This is a genomic window from Streptomyces sp. V4I2 (assembly GCF_030817655.1).
GTDB classification, from domain to species: Bacteria; Actinomycetota; Actinomycetes; order Streptomycetales; family Streptomycetaceae; genus Streptomyces; species Streptomyces plumbiresistens.
In genome coordinates, this window is record NZ_JAUSZM010000003.1 from 8,998,721 (window position 1) to 9,019,741 (window position 21,021).

The following is a 21,021-nucleotide window of genomic DNA, read 5'->3' on the forward strand; positions in this document are numbered from 1 at the left end:
ATGTCCCCGGTGTCTTACTCCTTCGCGGCCGCTCGCCGCACTCCCATCGGCGGACTGCGCGGCGCCCTGTCCGCCGTACGGCCCTACGACCGACGACGTCTGCCGGGGCGCCGCCGCCAACCCGGCCGGCGGGGACAACCGCCACGTGGCCCGCATGGCCGCGCTGCTCGCCGGCCTGCCCGAGACCGTGCCCGGCGCCACGGTCAACCGGCTGTGCGCCTCCCGCCTCGAAGCCGTCACCACCAACTCGGCCCGGCGCCGCCCGCACCGACACCGGCCCGGCGCCGCCCGCACCAACCCCGGCCCGGCACCGCCCGCACCAACCCCGGCTCGGCACCGCCCGCACCGACACCGGCTCGGCGCCGCCCGCACCGACACCGGCTCGGCGCCGCCCACACCAACCCCGCCCCGACCTCGCCGCCCCAACACCGGTCACCTGGCGAGACACTCCTTACGCGCCTGGTTGCTTGCACATAGCATCGGTCTCCGCATGAACACCATGACCCTCTGGCACATCACCGGCTGGGAGTTCGCCGCCCTCGCCTTCGCCGCCCTGCTCGTCGGCTTCTCCAAGACCGCCGTGAGCGGGGCCAACACGGTCAGCCTCGCGATCTTCGCCGCCGTGCTGCCCGCCCGCGCCTCCACCGGCGTGCTCCTGCCGGTCCTGATCGCGGGGGACCTGCTCGCCGTGCTCACCTACCGGCGGCACGCCCACTGGCCCACGCTGTGGCGACTGTTCCCGGCGGTCGCGGTCGGCGTGGTCGCCGGCACGCTGTTCCTGGTGTGGGCGGACGACGAGATCGTACGGACGTCGATCGGGGCGATCCTGCTGCTGATGGCCGGGGTGACGGTCTGGCGCCGCCGCAGGGCCGACACCGAGGAGGAACCCGACTCGGTCGCCACCCGATCGGGCCGCGTGAAGGCCCGTTCGTACGGCGTCCTCGGCGGCTTCACCACCATGGTCGCCAACGCGGGCGGCCCGGTGATGTCGATGTACCTGCTGTCCGCCGGCTTCCGCAAGCTCGGCTTCCTCGGTACCTCCGCCTTCTTCTTCCTGATCGTCAACGTGTCCAAGGTGCCCTTCAGTGTTGGGCTCGGTCTGATCGACGGCCGCTCACTGCTCCTTGACGCGGCGCTCGTGGCGTTCGTCGTGCCCGGTGCGTTCATCGGCAAATGGGCTGTGAACCGGATCAACCAGCGCCTGTTCGAGCAACTGGTGATCGGGGCGACGATCCTGGGCGGCCTACAGCTCCTGCTGCGCTAGTCCCAGCAGGGCGGGCAGGTCCGCGAAGGACTCGATGACGTGATCCGGCGTGCCGCTCGCCGCCTCGTGGGTCTCAGGCAGGTACTTGCCGGTCTTCACCAGCACCCCGGTGACACCGGCGCGCTGCGCCGCCAGTACGTCGGACTCGATGTCGTCGCCCACCATCACCGCGTCCCGCGCGCCGACGCCGAGGTGCGCCAGCGCCGCCGCGAAGAAGGCCGCCGACGGCTTGCCCGTCACCTCGGCCTCGACCCGCGCGGCCTGCTCCAGGCCGACCAGGAAGGCACCGGAGTCGAGCCGCAGCCCGGCGTCGGTGCGCCAGTACAGATTGCGGTGCATCGCCACCAGCCGCGCACCGCGCTGCACCTGGCCGAAGGCCCGGTCGAGCGCCGCGTAGTCGAACTCGGGACCGGCCCCGCCCACCACCACGACATCCGGGACACTGTCGGTGTCGTCCGTGTCGAGGACGGTGACACCCTCCAGATCCAGGTCCTCCCGGATGTCACCGCTGTTCAGCAGGGCGCACCGCGCGCCGGGCCAGTGCTCGGCGAGATACGCGGCCGTGACGGCCGGCGCGGTCAGGATGTCCCCGGCGGTCACCGGGAACCCCGCGTCCGCCAGCGTTGCGGCGATCGACGCCCGCGTCCGGGACGTCGTGTTGGTGACCAGGGCCACCGCGAGACCGGCCTCCCGGATCTCCCGCAAGGCCTCGACCGCCCCCGGCAGCGGCTGCCACGACACGGTGAGAACCCCGTCGATGTCGATCAGGACGGCACGCACGGATTCCATGCCTGGACGATAGCCACCCGGGCCCGGGAAGTCGGCTCGTACCCGGCGTGCTGTCCTCCGTCCGGGCCTCGTAGGCTCGGCGCCATGCCTTCGCACGTCCTCATCCTCGGTGGTACCGCCGAGGCCCGGGAGCTGGCCGCCGTCCTCGCGGCCCGCCGCGGTCTTCGTGTCACCACCTCGCTCGCCGGACGCGTGGCGCGGCCCGGGGTGATCGCGGGGGACGTACGGATCGGGGGCTTCGGCGGGGCGGAGGGGCTCGCCGACTGGCTGCGCGAGCAGCGCGTGGACGCGCTCGTCGACGCCACGCATCCCTTCGCCGCCGGGATCACCGCGAACGCGGCGGCGGCAGCGGCGGCGACCGGGACTCCCGCGGTGGTTCTGCACCGCCCGCCCTGGCGGCCCGGCCCCGAGGACCGCTGGCACACGGTCTCGTCCTTGGAGGCGGCCGCGGCCCTGGTGCCGCGGCTCGGCCGACGGCTGTTCCTGACCACCGGGCGCCTGGGCCTCGCCGCCTTCGCGCACCTGACGGACCTGCACTTCGTCGTACGGTCCGTTGAACTGCCCGACCCGCCGATGCCGCCGCACACCGAAGTCCTGCTGGCGCGCGGCCCGTTCACCGTAGCCGACGAGTCCGCGCTGCTGTACGACCACTGCATCGACGTACTGGTGACCAAGGACAGCGGGGGAGAGGCGACGTCGGCCAAGCTGACGGCCGCGCGCCACCTCGCGCTGCCCGTCGTGGTCGTGGCCCGCCCGCCACTTCCTCACGGCGTGACGACGGTCCCCGATGTGGCGGCGGCCCTGGCCTGGCTCGGCCTCTAGGCCCTGTCCGGCCTAGCCCGCGGCGACGACGGAGGCGCGGAGGCGGTCGACGGCGCGCAGTACCTCGTCGCGGTTCTTGGCGCTCTTGATCCAGGTGGGCAGGCGGGCGACGTAGGTCATTTTCTGACCTGTGTCGTACCAAGGAGCGCGTTCGCGCAGGGAGGCGCCGACGAACTGCCCGAGCAGATCCAGCTGTTCGAGGTTGTACGTCCAGAGTCCGCCGTGCCGGGTCTCGACCTGCAGCCAGAGCGGCAGGCGGAAGTACGGATCGCGGGCCGGCGAGTGGCGGCCGCCGGAGAACTCGATCGACCCGCCCTGCCAGGTCCGGGACAGCCCGCAGGCGCGGCAGACGAGACGGCGGGGCGCGAGCAGCCGCGTGGGCAGCGCTTCTTCGGTCGTCCTGTGGACCTCGACGTGCGCGATCCGCGTACAGCGTGGGCAGCGCACCAGTACCGAGTCGATGAAGTCGTATGTGGTGCTGCGCGGGTCACGGAAGCGGGTCGGTGCCGGAGACATGCCGAGAGTATGGCCATCGCTCCGGCCACCCGGCACCTTGTTTTCAGCGGGCCGTGCTCGACGCCAACTCCGCCGGCTGATGCTGTGTCACTCCATGGGTGAGGTCCTCCACCAGCAGCCGTTTCGCCATGGCGTCCACCGCGGCGCGCAGATCCGTCCCCGAGGGACGCCCGATGTCCTGCTCTACCCGGTCCGCCAGCCAGCTGCCCCAGGCCTCGCTGATGACCCGGGCCTCCCGGGCCCCCGCCTCGGTATAGGACAGGAGGGAGCCGTCGCGGGTCAGATAGCCCTCGTCGACCATGCGGTCGAAGACCGGCAACAGTACCTCCGGCGGCACGTGGCGGCGGGCGGCGATCATGCCGAGGCCGGCGTGGCCCACCATGCGGGTGAAGAGCTCGACCTGCATGACCGCCCAGGCACCGGCGATGTCGAGCCGGGTGTCGGCCTCCGTCATGAGCCGGCGGGCGGTGTCCAGGTCCGTACTGCCGATGATCTTTCCGACGGTCGCCTCCAGCACGCGCTGCGAGTCCGCGCCGGACGGCTGGGCGAACCCCTCGCCCATGTCGGTCGAGCCGGCCCGCGCACTGTCCCGCAGCTCGACCTGCTTGAGGAACAGGGCGACCACGAAGCCGATGGCCGCGACCGGCACCGTCCACAGGAAGACGGTCTGGATGGTGTCGGCGTAGGCGCCGACGATCGGGGCGGCGACGTCGGAGGGGAGCTCGTGCAGGCCCTCGGGGCTGGTGGCCGCCCGGGTGACGGTGGCCGTGTCCACGGATCCCACCTCGGTCGCGGACGCGATCCCGTCCCTGAGGTTGGGCGTGAGGGAGTTGGTGTAGATCGTGCCGAAGACGGCCGTGCCGAAGGAACTGCCCAGCGTGCGGAAGAAGGTGACACCGGAGGTGGCGGTGCCGAGGTCGGTGTAGTCGACGGTGTTCTGCACGGCGATCGTCAGGACCTGCATGCACAGCCCGATGCCGGTGCCGAGCACGAACATGTACAGGGACTCCAGCCAGGCACCGGTGGACGGGTCCATGAGCGACATCAGATACAGGCCGACCCCCATCACCAGGGAGCCGACGATCGGGAAGAACCGGTACTGCCCGGTCTTGCTGACCACGTTGCCGCTGAAGACCGACGCGATGAGCAGACCGAGCACCATCGGCAGCGTGCGCACACCGGAGACCGTGGCCGAGTCGCCGTCGACGTACTGCAGGTAGGTCGGCAGGTACGTCAGCGCGCCGAGCATCGCGAAGCCGACGATGAAACTGAGGATCGAGCAGACCGTGAACACCGGATTGCCGAACAGCCGCATCGGCAGCATCGGTTCGGCCGCCCGCGTCTCCACCCAGCAGAACAGCCCGAGCGCGACCGTACCGCCCACGAACAGGCCGACGATGACGCCGGAACCCCACGCGTACTCGTTGCCGCCCCAACTGGTCGCCAGGATCAGCGCGCTGGCGCCGACCGCGACGAACGCGATGCCCAGGTAGTCGATGACCGGCCGGATCGCCGACTTCACCACCGGGATGGTGCGGGCGGCCGCGATGACCACGACGATCGCGATGGGGACGTTGACGTAGAACGCCCAGCGCCAGGTCAGATGGTCCGTGAACAGGCCGCCCAGCAGCGGCCCGATGACCGTGGCCACCCCGAACACCGCGCCGATCGCGCCCTGGTACTTGCCGCGCTCCCGCAGCGGGATCACGTCGGCGATCAGCGCCATCGACGTCACCATCAGCCCGCCGGCGCCGATGCCCTGCATCGCCCGCCAGAGGATCAGCAGCGTCATGTTGGAGGCCAGACCGCACAGGAACGAGCCCGTGATGAAGACGATCGCGGAGACCTGGAAGACCACTTTGCGGCCGAACATGTCGCCGAACTTGCCGACCAGGACCGTCGCCACGGTCTCCGCGAGGAGGTACGACGTGACGACCCACGACATGTGCTCCGCGCCGCCGAGATCCGACACCATCGTCGGCAACGCCGTGCCCACGATGGTCTGGTCGAGCGCCGCGAGCAGCATGCCCAGCATGATCGTCACGAAGACGACGTTGCGGCGGCGCTTGTCCAGAACGGGGGGGTTGGGCGGCGGCGGGCAGTGCGGTTTCCTCCACGACTGTAACGAGGTCACCTTCACACCGGTGGATTGCTCCCGCATGCGGGGACGGGCCGCACGAGTGCCCGGACTACCCGTGCCTCACTCCTGCCGATTCCGGCGCAGCAGATACGTGTCCATGATCCAGCCCTTGCGCTCGCGGGCCTCCGCACGCAGCCGCTCGATCCGGGGCGCCGCCTCCGCGATCGGGCCGGCGGCGAGGATCTCGTCCGGCGTGCCGATGTAGGCGCCCCAGTAGATGTCGATGTCCTGGTCCGCGTACTGCCGGAACGTCTGGTGGGCGTCGAGCATCACGACCACGTCGTCCACACCCTCGGGGAAGCCCTCGGCGAGCCGCCGGCCGGTGGTGATTTGCACGGGGCGGGCGACCCGGTTCAGGCCGGTGCGGTGCCGGGCGACGAGCGCGGAGACACTGCTGATGCCCGGCACGACGTCGTACTCGAACGCCACCGCGCCCCGTTCGAGGATCTCCTCGAGGATCCCGATCGTGCTGTCGTACAGCGCGGGATCCCCCCACACCAGGAACGCGCCGCTCTCGTCCTCGCCCAGCTCCTCGGCGATCAGCCGGGCGTAGATCTGCGCGCGGGCACTGCGCCAGTCACCGACCGCGGGGGAGTACGCGGCCCCGCCGGCCGCGCGGTCGCGCTCCGGGTCGCGCGCCTCGACGACGCGGTACGTGCCCTCCGGTACGTGCGCGTCGAGCATGTCCCGGCGCAGCTGCACGAGGTCGGACTTCACCTCGCCCTTGTCCAGGACGAAGAACACGTCCGTGCTCCGCAACGCCCTGACCGCCTGCAGGGTCAGCTGGTCGGGGTCGCCCGCGCCGATACCGATGACATGAATCTTTCGCACGCCCCGAGTCTGCCGCACGGCACTGACACCGCGGACACCGCGTCCCCGCCGGTCCCGGCGCTACGAGGCCGCTTCCCCTCGCAGCCGCGGCGCCCGCGCCCGCGCGTCGACGGTCCGCTCGCCCCGCTCCACGTCGTCGGCCAGCCGCCGCGCCCAGCCCACGATCCCCGGCAGGTCCATTCCGTACGGCCGCTCCCGCCCCGCCGCCGACGCCCACTCCGCCACGGCCCCGGCGCCGCGCCGCAGCAGCCGGGCGCCGCCCGTGACATTGCCCCGGGCCGCGTGCGTGAGCCCCACGGCGAGCTGCGCCAGGCCGCGCCACAGCCCGCGCTCCTCTTCGGGACCCGACTTCCAGGCGTCCTCGAACACCTCGTGCGCGTGGAACGGCTTCCCCGCGTCCAACAGCTCCTGGGCCTCGGCGACGCTCTCGTCCGGCGTGCGGACGACGCCCTCGGGCTGCCGCTCCACACCGTCCGAGCCGTACGGCAGCGGCCGCCCGAGCCCGTCCCGGGGCCGCGCGTTGCGCGCCCGCCCCTCGTCGTCCCGGTCCCGCGCGTCGGCCTGTCGTCCTGAGGATGCACTGCCCATACGGCGATTGTCCCGCGCACCGCCCCCCACCTCGCCCCGCCCCGCCTTCGGCGAGGCCTCCGACGTGGGGTAAAGTGCTCTTCGCGCGATCCCGCGGGTCACCGCGGGAGGCGCGCACCGGGACGTGGCGCAGCTTGGTAGCGCACTTGACTGGGGGTCAAGGGGTCGCAGGTTCAAATCCTGTCGTCCCGACGGTGTTGACCAGCGGGTTTGCCGACAGTGGCAGACCCGCTGGTTGCCTTTGTGCGGTAGGCGACGGCGGCGTCATCCACCACCGTCCAGGTCGGCGCGTCGGCGGAGCACCCGCAGCTCGTCGCCGAGGAACTGCATCTCGTACAGCTTTCCCCGCGCGTTGTCGAAGGGGCGGTGCAGGACCATCATCAGGCGGCCGTCGAAGGTTTCGAACAGCATGCCGTGACCGCTGTCGTCGCGGACCAACGGCCGCTGCTGCTGCCACGGTCCCGTCAGATCGCCGGACTTCGAGACGGCGTAGGTCTGCACATAGCCGCCGCTCACGGTGCCGTCCTGGCCGGCCGTGTTCTTCTCGTACGTCGACCACAGCATGAGCAGGGAGCCGTCAGGGGTGCGGTACAGCTGCGGGCCGTCGGTGATGTAGGGCGGGAGCTGATGCGGTACGCCGCCGGGTATCTGTTCGCTGATCCAGGACGCGTCCGAGGCCTTGAACAGGAAGACCGGCTCCCCGATCGACCGGGACAGGTCCGGGGCGAGCCGGATCGCTTCCATGGTTCCGTCGATGGTCTGCAGCCACTCGTGCGCGTACACCAACCAGGGCTGCCCGGACGGGTCGACGTAGAGCGTGCCGTCGAGGGTCATGAGGTGCTCGGGCGGCGTGGGGCGCGAGGGGGCGACGGCGGTGAAGGGACCCAGCAGCGAGTCCGAGACGGCCGTGATCGTGCCGCGCATGTGGTTCGGGGTCTGGAACGGCGCGCCCCACTGGTTCGGCGGTGGTACCGGAAGCGGCTTGTCCTGGTCGTGCAGCGTGGTGAACAGGTAGTACCTGTCGCCCCACGCGTGCACCTCCGGCGCCCATCCGCCGTCGGTCGCCCAGATCCCCTGCTGCTCGGCGGTCAGGAACACCACGACGGGGCGCGTCCAGTCGCGCAGGTCGCGGCTGCGGTAGACCATCGTGCCGGTGCCGTCCACACCCGACACGGAAGGGTCGTTGGACGTGTAGAGGTGGTAGGTGCGGGTCTTCTTGTCGGCGACGATGAACGGATCGTGCAGCGGCATGTCGGGAAGCCGCATCAGGTCGGTCTCAGCCACGGCCGAAGAATACGTCGATGTGGTGGCGGCGGAAGCGTTGCGTCTTGTGAGGGTGGAGCCTGGCATGCGGGTGGTGACCTGGAACGTCTGGGGCCGTTTCGGGCCCTGGCGCGAACGAGCGCCACGGATCCTGGCGACCTTGGACGAGCTGCGAGCGGACATCGTCTGCCTGCAGGAGGCCTGGAGCACGCAGGGCACGACCCAGGCCGACGAACTGGCCGCGCGGCTCGGTCTGCATGCGGTCTTCGGCCGAAGCCGGATGCCGAGACCAGATCCGGGTCCCGAGCCGGGTCCCGAGCCGGAGCCGGGTCCCGAGCCGGGTCCCGAGCCGGCTCCCGGTCCGAGGCCGCAGCCGGCCGCCGACGCCCCCGCTCTCGGTCTGGCGGTCCTCGGCGGGTGGCCCGTACTGGAGTACCGGCTGCACCGGCTGCCCGACGGCCCGGACGGCCCCTTGCATGATCGCGACCCCTCGATGGCTCTCGTCGTCACCTTCGAGCATCCGGCGGGTCCCCTGCACATCGCGACGGCCTGCCCGGACTGGCAGGCGGACCGTGCTGGCGCCCGGCTCGCCCAGAACCGCGGGCTGACGGCACTGCTCACCGACCCCGCTCTCGACGGCCCGCTGCCGGTCGTCCTCGCCGCCGATCTCAACGCGCGCCCCGACACACCGGAGCTCCGCCCGCTGGCCCGGGCCTTCGTCGACGCCTGGGATGCGGCGCGTCCCGGAGAGCCCGGTTTCACCTTCACCACCGGCAACGGCTTCGTCGGGTCACACGAGTGGCTCGCCGACGGACGGATCGACCACATCCTCGCGCGCCCGGGCACGCCCGGCCGTGCGGTCACCGTTCAGGCGGCTGCCCTGGCCGGCACCGCCGATCCGGCGCCGTCGGACCACTACGCCGTGGTGGCCGATCTGGGCTGGTGAAACCACGGGAGGGCCGGTCGCACCGATCGGAAAAAAGAGTTCCGGTGTTCGGGAATGATTCCGGTGGTGGCCCCGTTGTACGAGGCGGTCGCAGTTTTACTTGTGTGTTTGTGTCAGTCGCATGCTCGCAGAGAACGATGTTGCGGGCGCGAAGCTTACCTTCAGGTTGCTGGAGGAGCCGCGTCGTTAACCGGCCGGGGTCTCGCACGGTGCGAGTCCCTCACCCAGCCCCTGTAAGGGAGCAGCAATGACTCAGGGAACCGTCAAGTGGTTCAACGCCGAGAAGGGCTTCGGCTTCATCGCCCAGGCCGAGGGCGGACCGGACGTCTTCGTGCACTACTCGGAGATCGACAGCTCCGGCTTCCGTAGCCTCGAGGAGAACCAGCAGGTGGAGTTCGAGATCGTGCAGGGCCCCAAGGGCCCGCAGGCCTCGCGCGTCCGCCCGCTGTAATCACGCGTCTCCCGGCAGGCCCGACCTGCCGCAGTTGATCGCATGAAGAGGGCCGGCACCAACAGGTGCCGGCCCTCTCTTTTGCGCCGGTTCGGTAATGGAGAGTGCGACCCCCGGGAGGCTGGCTTCTGGTTGACTCTGATCGATTCTGATCAATCCAGAGGATCATCCAGAGGGGGATGGGCATGGAGCACACACGAAGACTGTTCATGGGCGGAGCCGCGGCGGGGGTCGTCGCCGTTGCCTCGGGGGCGGGGAGCGCGACGGCGGCGGAGGCGGCCGAACCCGGACCGAACGAGCTCGGCTGGCATGATGTGCGCGCCTACGGGGCCACGGGCGACGGCACCACCGATGACACGGCCGCCATCCAGGCGGCCCTGGACGCCTGCGAGCCGGGCAACACCGTGTATCTGCCCGCGGGCCAGTACCGTACGAGCGAACCGATACGGATCCCGCCGTCCGTCACCTTGCAGGGCACGCACGGTTCCGGCGAGAACGAATGGGACGTGAAGAACCCCGAGTTCGGGCTGAAGCCGCTGCCGGGGTTCACCGGAGTGGCCGTGGTGCTGATCCTCGACCAGCTGCGGGGCGGCTATCCACGCCAGGCGCTGGAGCCACGGATCTTTCAACTGACCATCGACGGCAGCGCGTTGCCCCGCAACGGGGCGGAGGTCGACGGCATCCGGGCCGTCGGTCAGATCCAGCACTTCCAGCTGCGGGACGTCCAGGTGCGCAAGGTCACCGGCGTCGGCATCAACAACACCTTCAACACGGACGTCCCCAAGGGGCCGCAGGCTCCGTTCTGCCTTCACTTCGAACGCGTCTCCGTCCTGTGGTCGGGAAGCTTCGGCATCGCACTCAACAACTGCACGGACTCCGTCCTCCATGACGTGTACGTCCTCGGAGGCGACGGCCCCGGCTGGTGGATCGCCGGCTCGGGCAACTCCAACTTCGTCAGCTGCCGGGCCGAATGGACGGCCAAGGAGGGCTTCCTGCTGCAGGGCTGGACGGGAGTCATCCAGTTCACCGGCTGCTCCACCGACCGCAACGGGTACGACGGCATCAAGGTGGAGAACAAGGACGGCCGGGGCATCCTCCAGCTCAGCGGTTGCCGACTGACCCGCGACGGCCGCAACGGCGGTGCCGGCGGCGGTGGTTACGCCGGGCTGAAGGTGGTCGGCACCACGGCCAAGGTGCTGGCCGACGGGCTGCTCGTCACCGCCGGGAACGACGACGACGGCGCACTGCAGGCCTCCCCGGCGCGCGGGGTGTCCGTGACCAACTCGGCCTACACGGTGGTCAGTTCGGGTTTCCTGGACGGGGTCGAGATTGACTGGCACGACGGTGGCGGCAACGCGCACCTGATGAAGGGCGCCACGGTCTGACGCACCTCGCGCGGCTGTCACAGCTGCCGCGGCTGCCGTGAGATCTGCGGCGATGCCGTCCCGCGGGGCACCGGTTCCGGGAGGTCCGCCTCCCGGAACCGGCGCAAGTCCCGCCCTCTGGAGCCTCAGCGGCCGGGATCTACCCACGTGAGCCCGTCCTCCGAGGCCACGAGACCACCGGGGCGTTGCGGCGTCTCGTCCTCCAACGGGCCGCCGAAGACGCCCCGTTCCTGCAGAACCGCGCCCTCCTGGAACACCTGGCGGATCGTGGCGGCCTCGAAGAGCGGATTGCGCAGGCCGTCGGAGTCCGGGAGCCGGCCCACGGCCTCGTCGAGTTCCGAGGAAGCGGCCGCGAGCCGGGCGCCCGCCTGCCCGGACTGCCCGGGCCCGCCGAGGGACGCGTCGCCGGAGGCGAGACCGCCCACCAGCTCGACGAACGCCTCCATTTCGGTGGTGTCGACGTGGGTGACCTTGCGCGCCTTCCAGAAGTACGACCGCTCGTCCTGGTGCATGTCGTAGAAGGAGACCAGGAACTCGTGGAACAGGCCGTACTCGTGCCGGTAACGGGCCTCGAACTCGTCGAAGAGGCGGCTCTCGTCCGGCGCCCCGGCGAGGCCGCTGTTGACGGAGCGGGCCGCGAGCAGGGCGCCGTACGTGGCGAGGTGCACTCCGGAGGACAGGACCGGGTCGACGAAGCAGGCCGCGTCGCCGACCAGCACCATGCCGGGCCGCCACAGCCGGGTCTTCCAGTACGACCAGTCCTTGCGGACGCGCACCTGGTCGTAGGGCGCCTCGGTGGCCTGCGGGACGCCGGGGAGGAGATCGCGGACCTCTGGGCACGAGTCGATCAGCCGGCGCCAGGCCGTCACCGGGTCCCGCTGGATCGCGGCGGCGCTCTCCCGGCTCACCACCGCTCCGACGCTCGTGAGGTCGTCCCGGAGCGGGATGTACCAGAGCCAGCCCTCGTCGAAGGCGGCGCAGAAGATGTTGCCGTCGTTCGGTTCGGGGAGCCGCGCGCCTCCGGCGAAGTAGCCGAACACCGCGATGTTCCGGAAGAAGTCGGAGTATGTCCGGCTGCCGCCGACCTCGCCGTGGATCCGGCTGCCGTTGCCGGAGGCGTCCACGACGTAACGGGCCCGGGCCTCGCGGATCTCCCCGGACGGGCCGGTCCAGTTCACGCCCCGGACACGTTCCTCGTCGGCGAGCACGCCCTTGACACGGCAGCCCTCCCGTACGTCCACGCCGACGCGGCGGGCGTTGTCCAGGAGGATCTTGTCGAACCGGGACCGCTCGACTTGGTAGGCGAAGGAGGTCGGGTCGGCGAGCCGGGGAGACAGCGCGAAGGAGAACTGCCACGGCTCCGGGTTCCGGCCCCAGCGGAAGGTTCCGCCGCGCTTCGTCTTGAAGCCCGCCCGCGCGACCTCCTCCTCGACGCCCAGGATCCGGCACACCCCGTGCACGGTGGACGGGAGCAGCGACTCGCCGATCTGGTAGCGGGGGAACGTCTGCTGCTCCAGCAGCAGGACACGGTGGCCCCGCAGGGCGACGGCCGTGGCGGCGGTCGACCCGGCCGGGCCGCCGCCCACGACGACGACGTCGAACTCCTCGACCGCCGTCCGCTCATCGGTGGGGTTCACTGTTCTCCTTCTGCGGTCGGTGTCGGTGTCGGTGTCGGCGTCGGTGTCGGTGTCGGTGTCGGCGGAGCGTCCGTGCGGTCGAGCGAGTCGATCCAGGTGCGGACGGCCGCCGCCGTGGTCGGGGTGTGGTCCTGCATGAACGAGAAGTGGTCGCCGGGAACGTCGACGTGGGCGTGCGGCAGCGGCCAGGACGTCCGCCACTCGTCGGGGTCCGCGCTCGCCACCATCTCGGGCGTCGGCTGCGTGGCCCGTACCAGCAGGGTCGGGGTGCCGACCGGTTCCGGATCCCAGTCGAGGAACATGCGGGTGTACGCGCCCAGCGCCGCCACCCCGGTGTCCTCGTCCCCGGTGAACTGGTTGCCGCCCAGGCGCGGCGCGATGACGGCCGGCAGGGACAGCAGCCAGTCCTTGTCGCTGTTGCCGTCGTTGATGAGGTACGTGTCGAGCAGCACCTGACCGACGGGAGCCCTCCCCATGGCTTCGAGTCGCCGGGTCACCGTGTGGGCGACGGCGCCCCCGGTGCACACGCCCACGACCGCGAAGGGCCGGTCGCCGACGTGCCGCAGCACCGACTCCGCGTGGGTCCTGGCGAGCGTGTCCCGGTCGGCCGGTACGGCAGGGCCCGCCCCGATGCCCGGGTGCGGGAGTTCGAGGACGTCCCGCTCGCCCTGGAAGTGAGCGTGGAACCGGGCGAATTCACCACCCGGGGCCGCGAAGGGCGGGTGGTACCCGGTGAAGAAGACCAGCACCGGACGCTCCCCGGAGCCCTCGGCGCGCCGCAGCGGAGGCAGGGCGTGCTCCCGGCTGTCGGCCCGGTCGAAGGTCGGCACCGCCCAGGACGCCGTGACCAGCATGTGCATCGCGGCGACCACCTGACCGGCCTCGCAGACCCGCCGGTAGAGCGAGGAGAGGGTCTGCGGGGGTCGGTCGTCCGCCGATGCGCGGTCCGGATCCGGGTCCTGGTTCGGGTCCGGGTCGGCCTCGGGCAGGTCGTCGAGCAGACCCAGTACGTGGCGGGCCAGTCCCTGGGCCGTCGGGTGCTCGAACACCACGGCGGCGGACAGCCTGAGCCGCAGGGCCATGCTCAGCCGGTTGCGGACCTGGACCGCCATCAGTGAGTCGAAGCCCAGCTCGGCGAAGGACTTGCCGGCCGGAAGCGCGTCCGCGCTCGGGTATCCGAGCACCGCCGCCACGTCGGCGCTCATCAACTCCGCGAGTGTTTCCTCCCGTTGGGCGGCGGGCAGCTCGGACAGCACCTTGCGCCAGGCTCCCGGCTCCCAGGTCTGTTCCGTACCGGGCGCGGAACCGGTGCCGGCATCCCCGGTGCCGGCGTCTCCGGTGCCGGCGGCAGGCCTGCGCGGGCGCAGTAGTCCGTGCAGGAGCGGCGGCAGGGGCCCTCGGGCGGACCGGAGGGCGTCCCGGTCCAGCAGGATCGGCGCCAGCACGGGCTCGCCCGCGCCGAGTGCCGCGTCGAACAGGGCCAGGCCCTGCTGCACGGAGACCGCCCGGAGCACGTCACCGGTACGTCGGCTCGTGGCGCCCGCACCGGCCATGCCGCCCCCGTGCTCCCACGGCCCCCACGCCAAGGACACGGCAGGCAGTCCCCGTCGGGTGCGGTGGTGGGCCAGGGCGTCCAGGAAGGAGTTCGCCGCCGCGTAGTTGCCCTGACCGGCGCGACCGAGCAGGCCGGACACGGAGGAGAACAGGACGAACGCCGACAGATCCAGATCCCGGGTCAGCTCGTGCAGATGCCAGGCCGCGTCCGCCTTGGGCCGGAGCACCGCGGCCATCCGCTCGGGAGTCAGTGCCGCCAGCACGCCGTCGTCCAGTACACCGGCGGCATGGACCACGGCGGTCAGCGCGGGCGCACAGCCCTTGATCACCTCGGCCAGCGCGGCGCGATCACCCGCGTCACAGGCCACGATCCGCACCTCGGCGCCCAACTCCTCCAAGCCGCGGCGCAGTTCCTCGGCGTTCGGCGCCTGGGGCCCCTGACGCCCGGTGAGCAGCAGGTGCCGTACGCCGTGCGAGGCGACGAGATGGCGGGCGAGTTCCGCGCCCAGCGCCCCGGTACCACCGGTGATCAGGACCGTGCCGTCCGGGCCGAAGGCACCGCTCGAGGTGGGGAGTTCACCGAGCCCGACGAGACGCGGCATCGACAACTGCCCACTTCGTACCGAGACTTGAGTCTCTCCGGTGGCCACCGCCGCCGGCAGCAGCCGCAGCGACTCGGGCCGACCGTCCACGTCGACGAGCACGACGCGTCCGGGCAGCTCCGCCTGTGCGGCACGCACCAGCCCCCATACGGCCGCCCCGGCCGGATCCGGATCCGGTGCGGTGGCGTCGCGCGTCACCACCACCAGGCGGGATCCCGCCGTCCGCGGGTCGTCCTGCCAGTCCTGGAGGGTACGGAGCACCCTGCCGGTCAGCAGATGGACGGCGGCCAATGGGTCGGCATCCGTCACCGGGCCGCCGACAGCCGTGACGACGATGGTGTCCGGCTCGGGAGCCCCGGCACCTACGGGGTCGGGAAGCAGCCCGCCGAGATCAAGGTCGTCCGGGCCCGCGAGCTCCCAGCACCCGGTGTCCACCCGATGCCGCTCACCGCCGGGCGGCTCGACGCTGCTCCACTCGGGGCGCAGCAGGGCGCGTCGTACCACCTCGGCCGCCGGCAGGGCCGTGTCGGCCGGAAGCTCCCGGGTGACCAGGGAGCCCACCCGCGCCACCGGGCGCCCGGTCGGGTCGGCGACAGTCACGGAGACCGTGTCCGTCCCGCCCGGGACGACCCGTACGCGTACCTCCGTCGCGCCCGCCGCGTACAGGCGTACGCCGTTCCACGCGAACGGCACCCGGAGCGCGTCGGACTCGGATGCGGAGCCCGCGAGCAGCGGGGCGTGCAGTGCCGCGTCCAGCAGCGCCGGGTGCAGGCCGAACCGGCCGGCGGACGCCAACTCCGCATCCGCCAGGCGGACTTCGGCGAACAGTTCGTTGCCGCGCCGCCAGACCGCCCGTACGCCCCGGAAGGCCGGGCCGTAGGCGAGGCCGCCGTCCGCGAGCCTGTCGTACGCGCCGTCGAGGTCGACCTCGGTCGCGCCCTGTGGCGGCCACACCGCGAGCTCCGGCTCCGGCTGAGGGGTCTCCGTCCCGCCGAGTACCCCGGTGGCGTGCCGGGTCCAGGCGGGTTCGGCGTCGTCCGCGGCGGGCCGGGCGTAGATGTCGACCGGGCGCCGGCCTTCGTCGGCCGCGCCCACGACGACCTGGACGCGTACGCCCGTGGCCGCGGGCAGGATCAGCGGGGCCAGGACGACGAGTTCGTCGAGCGCGCCGCAGCCGACCTCGTCGCCCGCCCGTACGGCCATCTCCACGAACGCGGTCGCCGGGACCAGGCCGGTACCGCCGATCACATGGTCGGCGAGCCATGGGTGGGTCGCGGCGGAGAGCAGACCGGGGAACACCGTCCGGTCGGTGTCCGGCACGGCGAACGCCGGGCCCAGCAGCGGGTGTTCGTCGGGGTTCGCGGCGGGGCCGGGGGTGCGCGGTGCGTCCAGCCAGTACCGCCGGCGCTGGAAGGCGTACGTCGGCAGGTCCACCCGCCGCGCACCGGTGCCCGCGAACACCGCGGGCCAGTCGACGCGCGCCCCGCGCACCTGCAGCCGGGCCACGGCGGACAGCAGCGTCTTGGGCTCGTGCTCGCCGCCACGTGTCGCCGCGGCGCACAGGGGGGCCGGGCCCTCGTCGTCCGACCCGGTCAGGCAGTCCTCGGCCGCGGCGGTGAGCGCGGGACCGGGGCCGACCTCCAGGAACGCCGACACCCCATGATCCCCGAGCCATCGCACGGCGTCGGCGAACCGCACCGGCAGGCGGGCGTGCCGTACCCAGTACTCCGGCGAACACAGCTCGCCGGGCTCGGCCAGGCGGCCCGACACGGCCGAGACCACCGGGATCCGCGGCGGCCGGAAGGACAGCCCCTCGGCGACACGGCGGAAGTCGTCGAGCATCGGTTCCACCAGCGGCGAGTGGAAGGCATGGCCGACCCGCAGACGTACGGTCCTTCGACCGCGCGCCTCGAACCCGGCCGCGACGGCGAGCACCGCGTCCCGCACGCCCGAGATCACCACGGAACGCGGCCCGTTGACGGAGGCGACCGCCACCCGGTCGCGCAGGCCGCCGAACTCCGGTAGTGCGGCTGCGGCGAGGACCTCCTCCTCCGTCGCGTGCAGCGCCACCATCGCCCCACCCTCGGGCAGGGCGTGCATCAACCGGCCCCGGGCCGCGACGAGTTCCGCCGCGTCGGCCAGGTCCAGCACTCCGGCGGCATGGGCCGCCGCCAACTCCCCGACGGAGTGGCCGGCCAGGAAGTCGGCGCGCACGTCCCAGGACTCCAGCAGCCGGAACAGCGCCACCTCGAAGGCGAACAGACCGGCCTGGGTGAAGTCGGTACGGTCGAGCAGGGCGGCCTCCGGCGAACCGGGCTCGGCGGACAGCACGGTGCCCAGCGGTCGCTGGAGACGCCCGTCCAATTCGCTGCAGACCTCGTCGAAGGCCGAGCCGAAGGCGGGGAACGCGGCGCGCAACTTCGCGCCCATCCGCACCCGTTGAGCTCCCTGGCCGGTGAACAGGAAGGCCGTACGGAGACCTGGATCCGCGACGGCCCGCCCCTCGCCCGTGCCCTCGGCGAGCGCCTCCAGCGCGGCGAGCATCCTCGCCCGGTCGCCGGGCGGCACCAGCGCCCGGTGGGGCAGCGGCGACCTCGACACGGCGAGGGTGAAGCCGACGTCGGTCGCGGACAGGTCGGGGTGTTTCGCCAAGTGGGCTGCCAGGCGGTCGGCTTGGGCCCGTAGAGCGCTCTCGTCGGCGCCGGAGAGCAGCCAGGGCAGGGGCAGCTCTTCAGCGGTCGATCCCGAGCGGGGTGGCCGTGGGGCCTCGCCCGTGTGGGGTGGCTGTGGGGCCTCGCCCGTGTGGGGTGGCCGTGGAGCCTCGCCTGTACTGGGCGGGCGCGGAATCTCGCCCGTACGGGGTGGCCGTGGAGCCTCGCGCGTGTGGGGTGGCCGTGGAGCCTCCTCCAGGATCACGTGCGCGTTGGTCCCGCCGATGCCGAAGGCGGACACGCCGGCCCGGCGCGGCCCGGTGTCCGTGGCGGGCCACGGGCGGGCCTCGGTCAGCAGTTCCACCCGGCCCGCCGACCAGTCGACGTGCGGGGTGGGTGTCTGTGCGTGCAGCGTGCGCGGGAGTTCCTCGTGCCGCATGGCCTGCACCATCTTGATGACCCCGGCGACACCGGCGGCCGCCTGGGTGTGCCCGAGGTTGGACTTGACCGAGCCCAGCCACAGCGGAGGCCGGTCCGCGGCCCGTTCCTTGCCGTAGGTGGCGAGCAGGGCCCGCGCCTCGACGGGGTCGCCGAGCGTGGTGCCCGTGCCGTGCGCCTCCACCGCGTCCAGGTCGTCCGGGCGGAGCCCCGCGTCGGCCAACGCCAGGGTGATCAGCCGCTGTTGGGCCTGGCCGTTGGGGGCCGTGAGGCCGTTGGACGCGCCGTCCGAGTTGACGGCGGAGCCGCGCAGCACGGCGAGCACCGGGTGGCCGTTGCGCCGGGCGTCGGACAGCCGCTCCAGCAGGACCAGTCCCGCGCCCTCGCCCCAGGCCGTGCCGTCCGCCGAGGCCGCGAACGACTTGCAGCGGCCGTCGGGGGAGAGGCCGCGCTGGCGGCTGAACGCGGTGAACGCCTTGGGTGTCGCCATCACCGTGATCCCGCCGGCGAGGGCCAGCGAGCACTCCCCGGAACGCAGGGCCTTCGCCGCCCAGTGCAGCGCCACCAGCGAGGAGGAGCACGCGGTGTCGACCGTGATCGACGGCCCGCGCAGGCCGTACACGTACGAGATCCGGCCCGAGGCCACGCTGCCGGCCGAGCCCAGCGCCAGATGGGCCTCCAGCTCGCTCCGGGTCAGGCGGGCGGAGTAGTCGCCGTGCATCACACCGACGAACACGCCCGTGTCGCTCTCACGCATCGCCGCCGGGGCAATGCCTGCCCGCTCCCAGACCTCCCACGAGGTTTCCAGCAGCAGCCGCTGCTGCGGGTCCATCGCCAGCGCCTCGCGCGGCGAGATCCCGAACAGTCCCGCGTCGAACTCCGCGGCCCGGTGCAGGAATCCGCCGCTGCGGGTGTACGAGGTACCGATGCGGTCCGGGTCGGGGTCGTACAGGGCGGCCAGGTCCCAGCCCCGGTCGGTGGGGAAGCCGGAGATCGCGTCCCGGCCCTCCGACACCAGCCGCCAGAGGTCCTCGGGGGAGTGCACGTCACCGGGATAGCGGCAGCCCATGGCGACGATCACCACGGGATCGTCCGTGCGCGCTTCTGCGGCCGAGGGCGCCGGGCCGGTGAACACCGGCGTGAAGAGGGTGCTGTGCACGTGCTCGGCCAGGGCCGCCGGGGTGGGGTGGTCGAAGACCAGCGTCGAGGGGAGCCGCAGGCCGGTCGCCTCGCCGAGCCGTTCGATCAGCGTGACAGCGCCGGCGGAGGTCAGCCCGAGATCGCTGAAGGGGCTGTTGGCGTCGACCTGTTCGTACGTTCCGCTGCCGACCCGTTCGTACGGTCCGCCGCAGACCGCGGCCGTTTCCGCGAGCACCGCCTCGCGCAGCGCGCGTTCCCGGCCCTCGGGCGGCAGGGACAGCAGCCGCCGGCGCAGGACTCCGTCGGCGGCTGTCGCTGTCGCTGCCGTCGGGGAGAGCGGAGCCGGCCGGGTCAGATCCGGCAGGACCGCGTGGCGGGCTATCTTGCCGGACGCCGTACGCGGAACGGCCGCGATCTCGCGGATCTCGACGGGCAGCTTGTAGTCGGCCAACCGGGCGCGGCACGCGGCCAGCACCCGCCGCGGCTCGAACCCGTCCGGTCCCGGCACGACGTAGGCCACCGGCACCTCGCCGAGGACGTCGTGCGGCATGCCCACCACCACCGCGTCCCGCACACCGGGACAGCCCAGCAGGGCCTGCTCGACCTCCGTCGGGTGGATGTTCTCGCCGCCGCGGATGATCAGCTCGCTGACCCGGCCGGTCAGCGTGAGATGGCCGTGCTCGACGCGCCGGCCGAGGTCACCGGTGCGGTACCAGCCGTCCCGCAGCGCGGCCTCCGTCGCCTCGGCCTGGTTGTGGTACCCGGTCATCAGGCTCGGCCCGCGCGCCCAGATCTCGCCCTCGTCGCCGTCCGCGACATCGTTGCCAGAGCCGGGATCGACGAGCCGTACGTCCATTCCCGGGACCGGCGGCCCGCAGGACCCGTCGACCCGCGGCCCGTCCGGCCGGTTCACCGCGATCATGCCGCAGGTCTCGGTGCTGCCGTACGCGTCGAGCAGCGGCGCCCCCAGCAGGTCCCCCACGGCCCGCCGCAGGTCCGGCGCGCTCGGGGCGCCCGCCACGACACACGTTCGCAGACCAGGCAGGGGCGAGGTGTCCTCGGCCGCCGACGACACGAGCTGGTGGTAGACGGCGGGCACACCGGCCAGCACGGTGTAGGAGCCGCCAAGAGCTGCGTGAGGAGTCCGCAGCTCCCGCAACAGGCCGCCGGGCGGCAGGAGTTCGCCGGTGATCCGGGCGCTCGCGCCGACGGCGGTGACCCCCAGGATCGCCAGCGAGTGCCCGAAGCTGTGGAACAGCGGGAGCGGCCACAACAGCCGGTCCTCGGGCGAGAGCCCGAAGATCGGGGCGTAACAGGCCGCCACCGACCACAGGGCCGCGCGCTGCGTGGACAGCACGCCCTTGGGGCGGTGGGTGGTCCCGGAGGTGTAGAGCATCCAGGCCGGCTCGTCGAGCCCGAGGTCGTCCCGGGGCGCTTCGGACTGCTCGGTCTCGGCCGCGTCCGCGAAGAGGACCGTGCCCTCGGGAGCGTCCTCCGGGACCGGTCCCGCGCCGGTGAGCAGGACACGCGTACGGCGATGCCCAGGGGCCACGCGGTCCAGTCGGGCGAGGTGCGCCGGGTCGGTGACGACCACCGAAGCCCCGCTGTCCGCCAGGAAATGGCCGAGCTCGGCGTCGGAGGACCGAGGATTGAGCGGCACGCCGACCGACCCCGCCCGGACGGTGGCGAGCACGCTCTCCACCATCTCCACGCAGTTGCCCAGACAGATCGCGACCCGGTCCCCGCGCCGCACTCCCGCCCGGGCGAGATGGGCGGCCAGCCGGCCGGTGCGCCGCTCCAGCTCGGCATAGGTGACACCGCGTACGTCGTCGACGTACGCCACCCGTAACGGCCACTTCTCGGCGTGGTCCTTCAGCAGCTCCGGCAGCGGCCGGATCAGCTCGTCGCGCGTCATGTACCCGCCCCTCCGGCACGCGTTGCAGCACGGCCGATGTCAAACCCCTTGCAGATCAACGTGGTTGAGCCTACGGGCAGGCCAAGCGG

At 72.3% G+C, this 21,021-nt stretch carries 13 protein-coding genes, 1 tRNA gene and 1 pseudogene; 7 read left to right on the top strand and 8 right to left on the bottom strand.

The genetic code is table 11. The annotated features are described in order from the left end of the window. Positions 1-244 (top strand): annotated as a pseudogene (locus QFZ76_RS42095) (3-oxoadipyl-CoA thiolase); the annotation flags it as partial. Positions 245-490: 246 nt separating this feature from the next. Continuing rightward, positions 491-1,264 carry a sulfite exporter TauE/SafE family protein gene (locus QFZ76_RS42100; RefSeq protein WP_307680290.1) on the top strand — a complete coding sequence of 258 codons (774 nt, stop codon included), beginning with the start codon at positions 491-493 and terminating at the stop codon, positions 1,262-1,264. Here the strand turns inward: QFZ76_RS42100 and QFZ76_RS42105 are convergent. Then, a complete protein-coding gene (locus tag QFZ76_RS42105) occupies positions 1,244-2,053 on the bottom strand; it encodes an HAD-IIA family hydrolase (RefSeq protein WP_307678603.1) in 810 nt (269 codons plus the stop codon). The genes QFZ76_RS42100 and QFZ76_RS42105 overlap by 21 nt on opposite strands. 84 nt (positions 2,054-2,137) lie before the next feature. On the opposite strand from QFZ76_RS42105, the gene QFZ76_RS42110 reads away from it, so the two are divergent. Continuing rightward, positions 2,138-2,875 (top strand): cobalt-precorrin-6A reductase, encoded by a 738-nt coding sequence (locus QFZ76_RS42110; RefSeq protein WP_307678604.1) that lies wholly within the window; start codon positions 2,138-2,140, stop codon positions 2,873-2,875. Positions 2,876-2,887: 12 nt separating this feature from the next. On the opposite strand, the gene QFZ76_RS42115 is transcribed toward QFZ76_RS42110, so the two are convergent. The 4 genes from QFZ76_RS42115 to QFZ76_RS42130 form a co-directional block, all read right to left on the bottom strand. After that, positions 2,888-3,391: a hypothetical protein gene (locus QFZ76_RS42115; protein WP_307678605.1), complete on the bottom strand. Its 504-nt coding sequence runs from the start codon at positions 3,389-3,391 to the stop codon at positions 2,888-2,890. 43 nt (positions 3,392-3,434) lie between these two features. Beyond that, positions 3,435-5,426, bottom strand: a complete 1,992-nt coding sequence (locus QFZ76_RS42120) for an MDR family MFS transporter (protein WP_373464563.1) — start codon at positions 5,424-5,426, stop codon at positions 3,435-3,437. A 165-nt stretch (positions 5,427-5,591) separates the two neighbouring features. After that, positions 5,592-6,362 (bottom strand): precorrin-6A synthase (deacetylating), encoded by a 771-nt coding sequence (gene cobF / locus QFZ76_RS42125; protein WP_307678606.1) that lies wholly within the window; start codon positions 6,360-6,362, stop codon positions 5,592-5,594. A 60-nt stretch (positions 6,363-6,422) separates the two neighbouring features. After that, the gene (locus QFZ76_RS42130) at positions 6,423-6,950 is read right to left on the bottom strand and encodes a DUF309 domain-containing protein (protein ID WP_307678607.1); all 528 of its coding nucleotides are present in this window, start codon (positions 6,948-6,950) and stop codon (positions 6,423-6,425) included. A 118-nt stretch (positions 6,951-7,068) separates the two neighbouring features. Here QFZ76_RS42130 and QFZ76_RS42135 point away from each other — a divergent pair. Beyond that, a tRNA-Pro gene (locus QFZ76_RS42135) sits at positions 7,069-7,142 on the top strand. A gap of 72 nt (positions 7,143-7,214) precedes the next feature. Here the strand turns inward: QFZ76_RS42135 and QFZ76_RS42140 are convergent. Then, on the bottom strand, positions 7,215-8,216 hold the full coding sequence (locus QFZ76_RS42140; RefSeq protein ID WP_307680291.1) for a glycoside hydrolase family 43 protein: 1,002 nt from the start codon (positions 8,214-8,216) through the stop codon (positions 7,215-7,217). Between the two features lie 82 nt (positions 8,217-8,298). Here QFZ76_RS42140 and QFZ76_RS42145 point away from each other — a divergent pair, with 82 nt between their 5' ends. From QFZ76_RS42145 to QFZ76_RS42155, 3 genes are all read left to right on the top strand, one after another. Further along, positions 8,299-9,159 (top strand): endonuclease/exonuclease/phosphatase family protein, encoded by an 861-nt coding sequence (locus tag QFZ76_RS42145; RefSeq protein WP_307678608.1) that lies wholly within the window; start codon positions 8,299-8,301, stop codon positions 9,157-9,159. A gap of 247 nt (positions 9,160-9,406) precedes the next feature. Continuing rightward, positions 9,407-9,610, top strand: a complete 204-nt coding sequence (locus QFZ76_RS42150) for a cold-shock protein (protein ID WP_266450516.1) — start codon at positions 9,407-9,409, stop codon at positions 9,608-9,610. 185 nt (positions 9,611-9,795) lie between these two features. Beyond that, positions 9,796-10,995 carry a right-handed parallel beta-helix repeat-containing protein gene (locus QFZ76_RS42155; protein ID WP_307678609.1) on the top strand — a complete coding sequence of 400 codons (1,200 nt, stop codon included), beginning with the start codon at positions 9,796-9,798 and terminating at the stop codon, positions 10,993-10,995. Between the two features lie 125 nt (positions 10,996-11,120). Here QFZ76_RS42155 and QFZ76_RS42160 read toward each other — a convergent pair whose 3' ends face one another. Both QFZ76_RS42160 and QFZ76_RS42165 read right to left on the bottom strand, forming a co-directional pair. After that, positions 11,121-12,632, bottom strand: coding sequence for a tryptophan 7-halogenase (locus QFZ76_RS42160; protein ID WP_307678610.1), 1,512 nt, complete (start codon positions 12,630-12,632; stop codon positions 11,121-11,123). After that, on the bottom strand, positions 12,629-20,932 hold the full coding sequence (locus QFZ76_RS42165) for a type I polyketide synthase (protein WP_307678611.1): 8,304 nt from the start codon (positions 20,930-20,932) through the stop codon (positions 12,629-12,631). Before QFZ76_RS42165 ends, QFZ76_RS42160 begins: the two co-directional genes overlap by 4 nt. Between the last annotated feature and the right edge of the window lie 89 nt (positions 20,933-21,021).

What these genes read in the sequence shown, in the direction of transcription:
- QFZ76_RS42150 (WP_266450516.1), top strand. Translation starts at nt 9,407, where the DNA reads ATGACTCAGGGAACCGTCAAGTGGTTCAACGCCGAGAAGGGCTTCGGC.
- QFZ76_RS42140 (WP_307680291.1), bottom strand. Translation starts at nt 8,216, where the DNA reads ATGCGGCTTCCCGACATGCCGCTGCACGATCCGTTCATCGTCGCCGAC.
- QFZ76_RS42105 (WP_307678603.1), bottom strand. Translation starts at nt 2,053, where the DNA reads ATGGAATCCGTGCGTGCCGTCCTGATCGACATCGACGGGGTTCTCACC.
- QFZ76_RS42165 (WP_307678611.1), bottom strand. Translation starts at nt 20,932, where the DNA reads ATGACGCGCGACGAGCTGATCCGGCCGCTGCCGGAGCTGCTGAAGGAC.
- QFZ76_RS42115 (WP_307678605.1), bottom strand. Translation starts at nt 3,391, where the DNA reads ATGTCTCCGGCACCGACCCGCTTCCGTGACCCGCGCAGCACCACATAC.
- QFZ76_RS42145 (WP_307678608.1), top strand. Translation starts at nt 8,299, where the DNA reads ATGCGGGTGGTGACCTGGAACGTCTGGGGCCGTTTCGGGCCCTGGCGC.
- QFZ76_RS42100 (WP_307680290.1), top strand. Translation starts at nt 491, where the DNA reads ATGAACACCATGACCCTCTGGCACATCACCGGCTGGGAGTTCGCCGCC.
- QFZ76_RS42130 (WP_307678607.1), bottom strand. Translation starts at nt 6,950, where the DNA reads ATGGGCAGTGCATCCTCAGGACGACAGGCCGACGCGCGGGACCGGGAC.
- QFZ76_RS42110 (WP_307678604.1), top strand. Translation starts at nt 2,138, where the DNA reads ATGCCTTCGCACGTCCTCATCCTCGGTGGTACCGCCGAGGCCCGGGAG.
- QFZ76_RS42155 (WP_307678609.1), top strand. Translation starts at nt 9,796, where the DNA reads ATGGAGCACACACGAAGACTGTTCATGGGCGGAGCCGCGGCGGGGGTC.
- QFZ76_RS42120 (WP_373464563.1), bottom strand. Translation starts at nt 5,426, where the DNA reads ATGCTGGGCATGCTGCTCGCGGCGCTCGACCAGACCATCGTGGGCACG.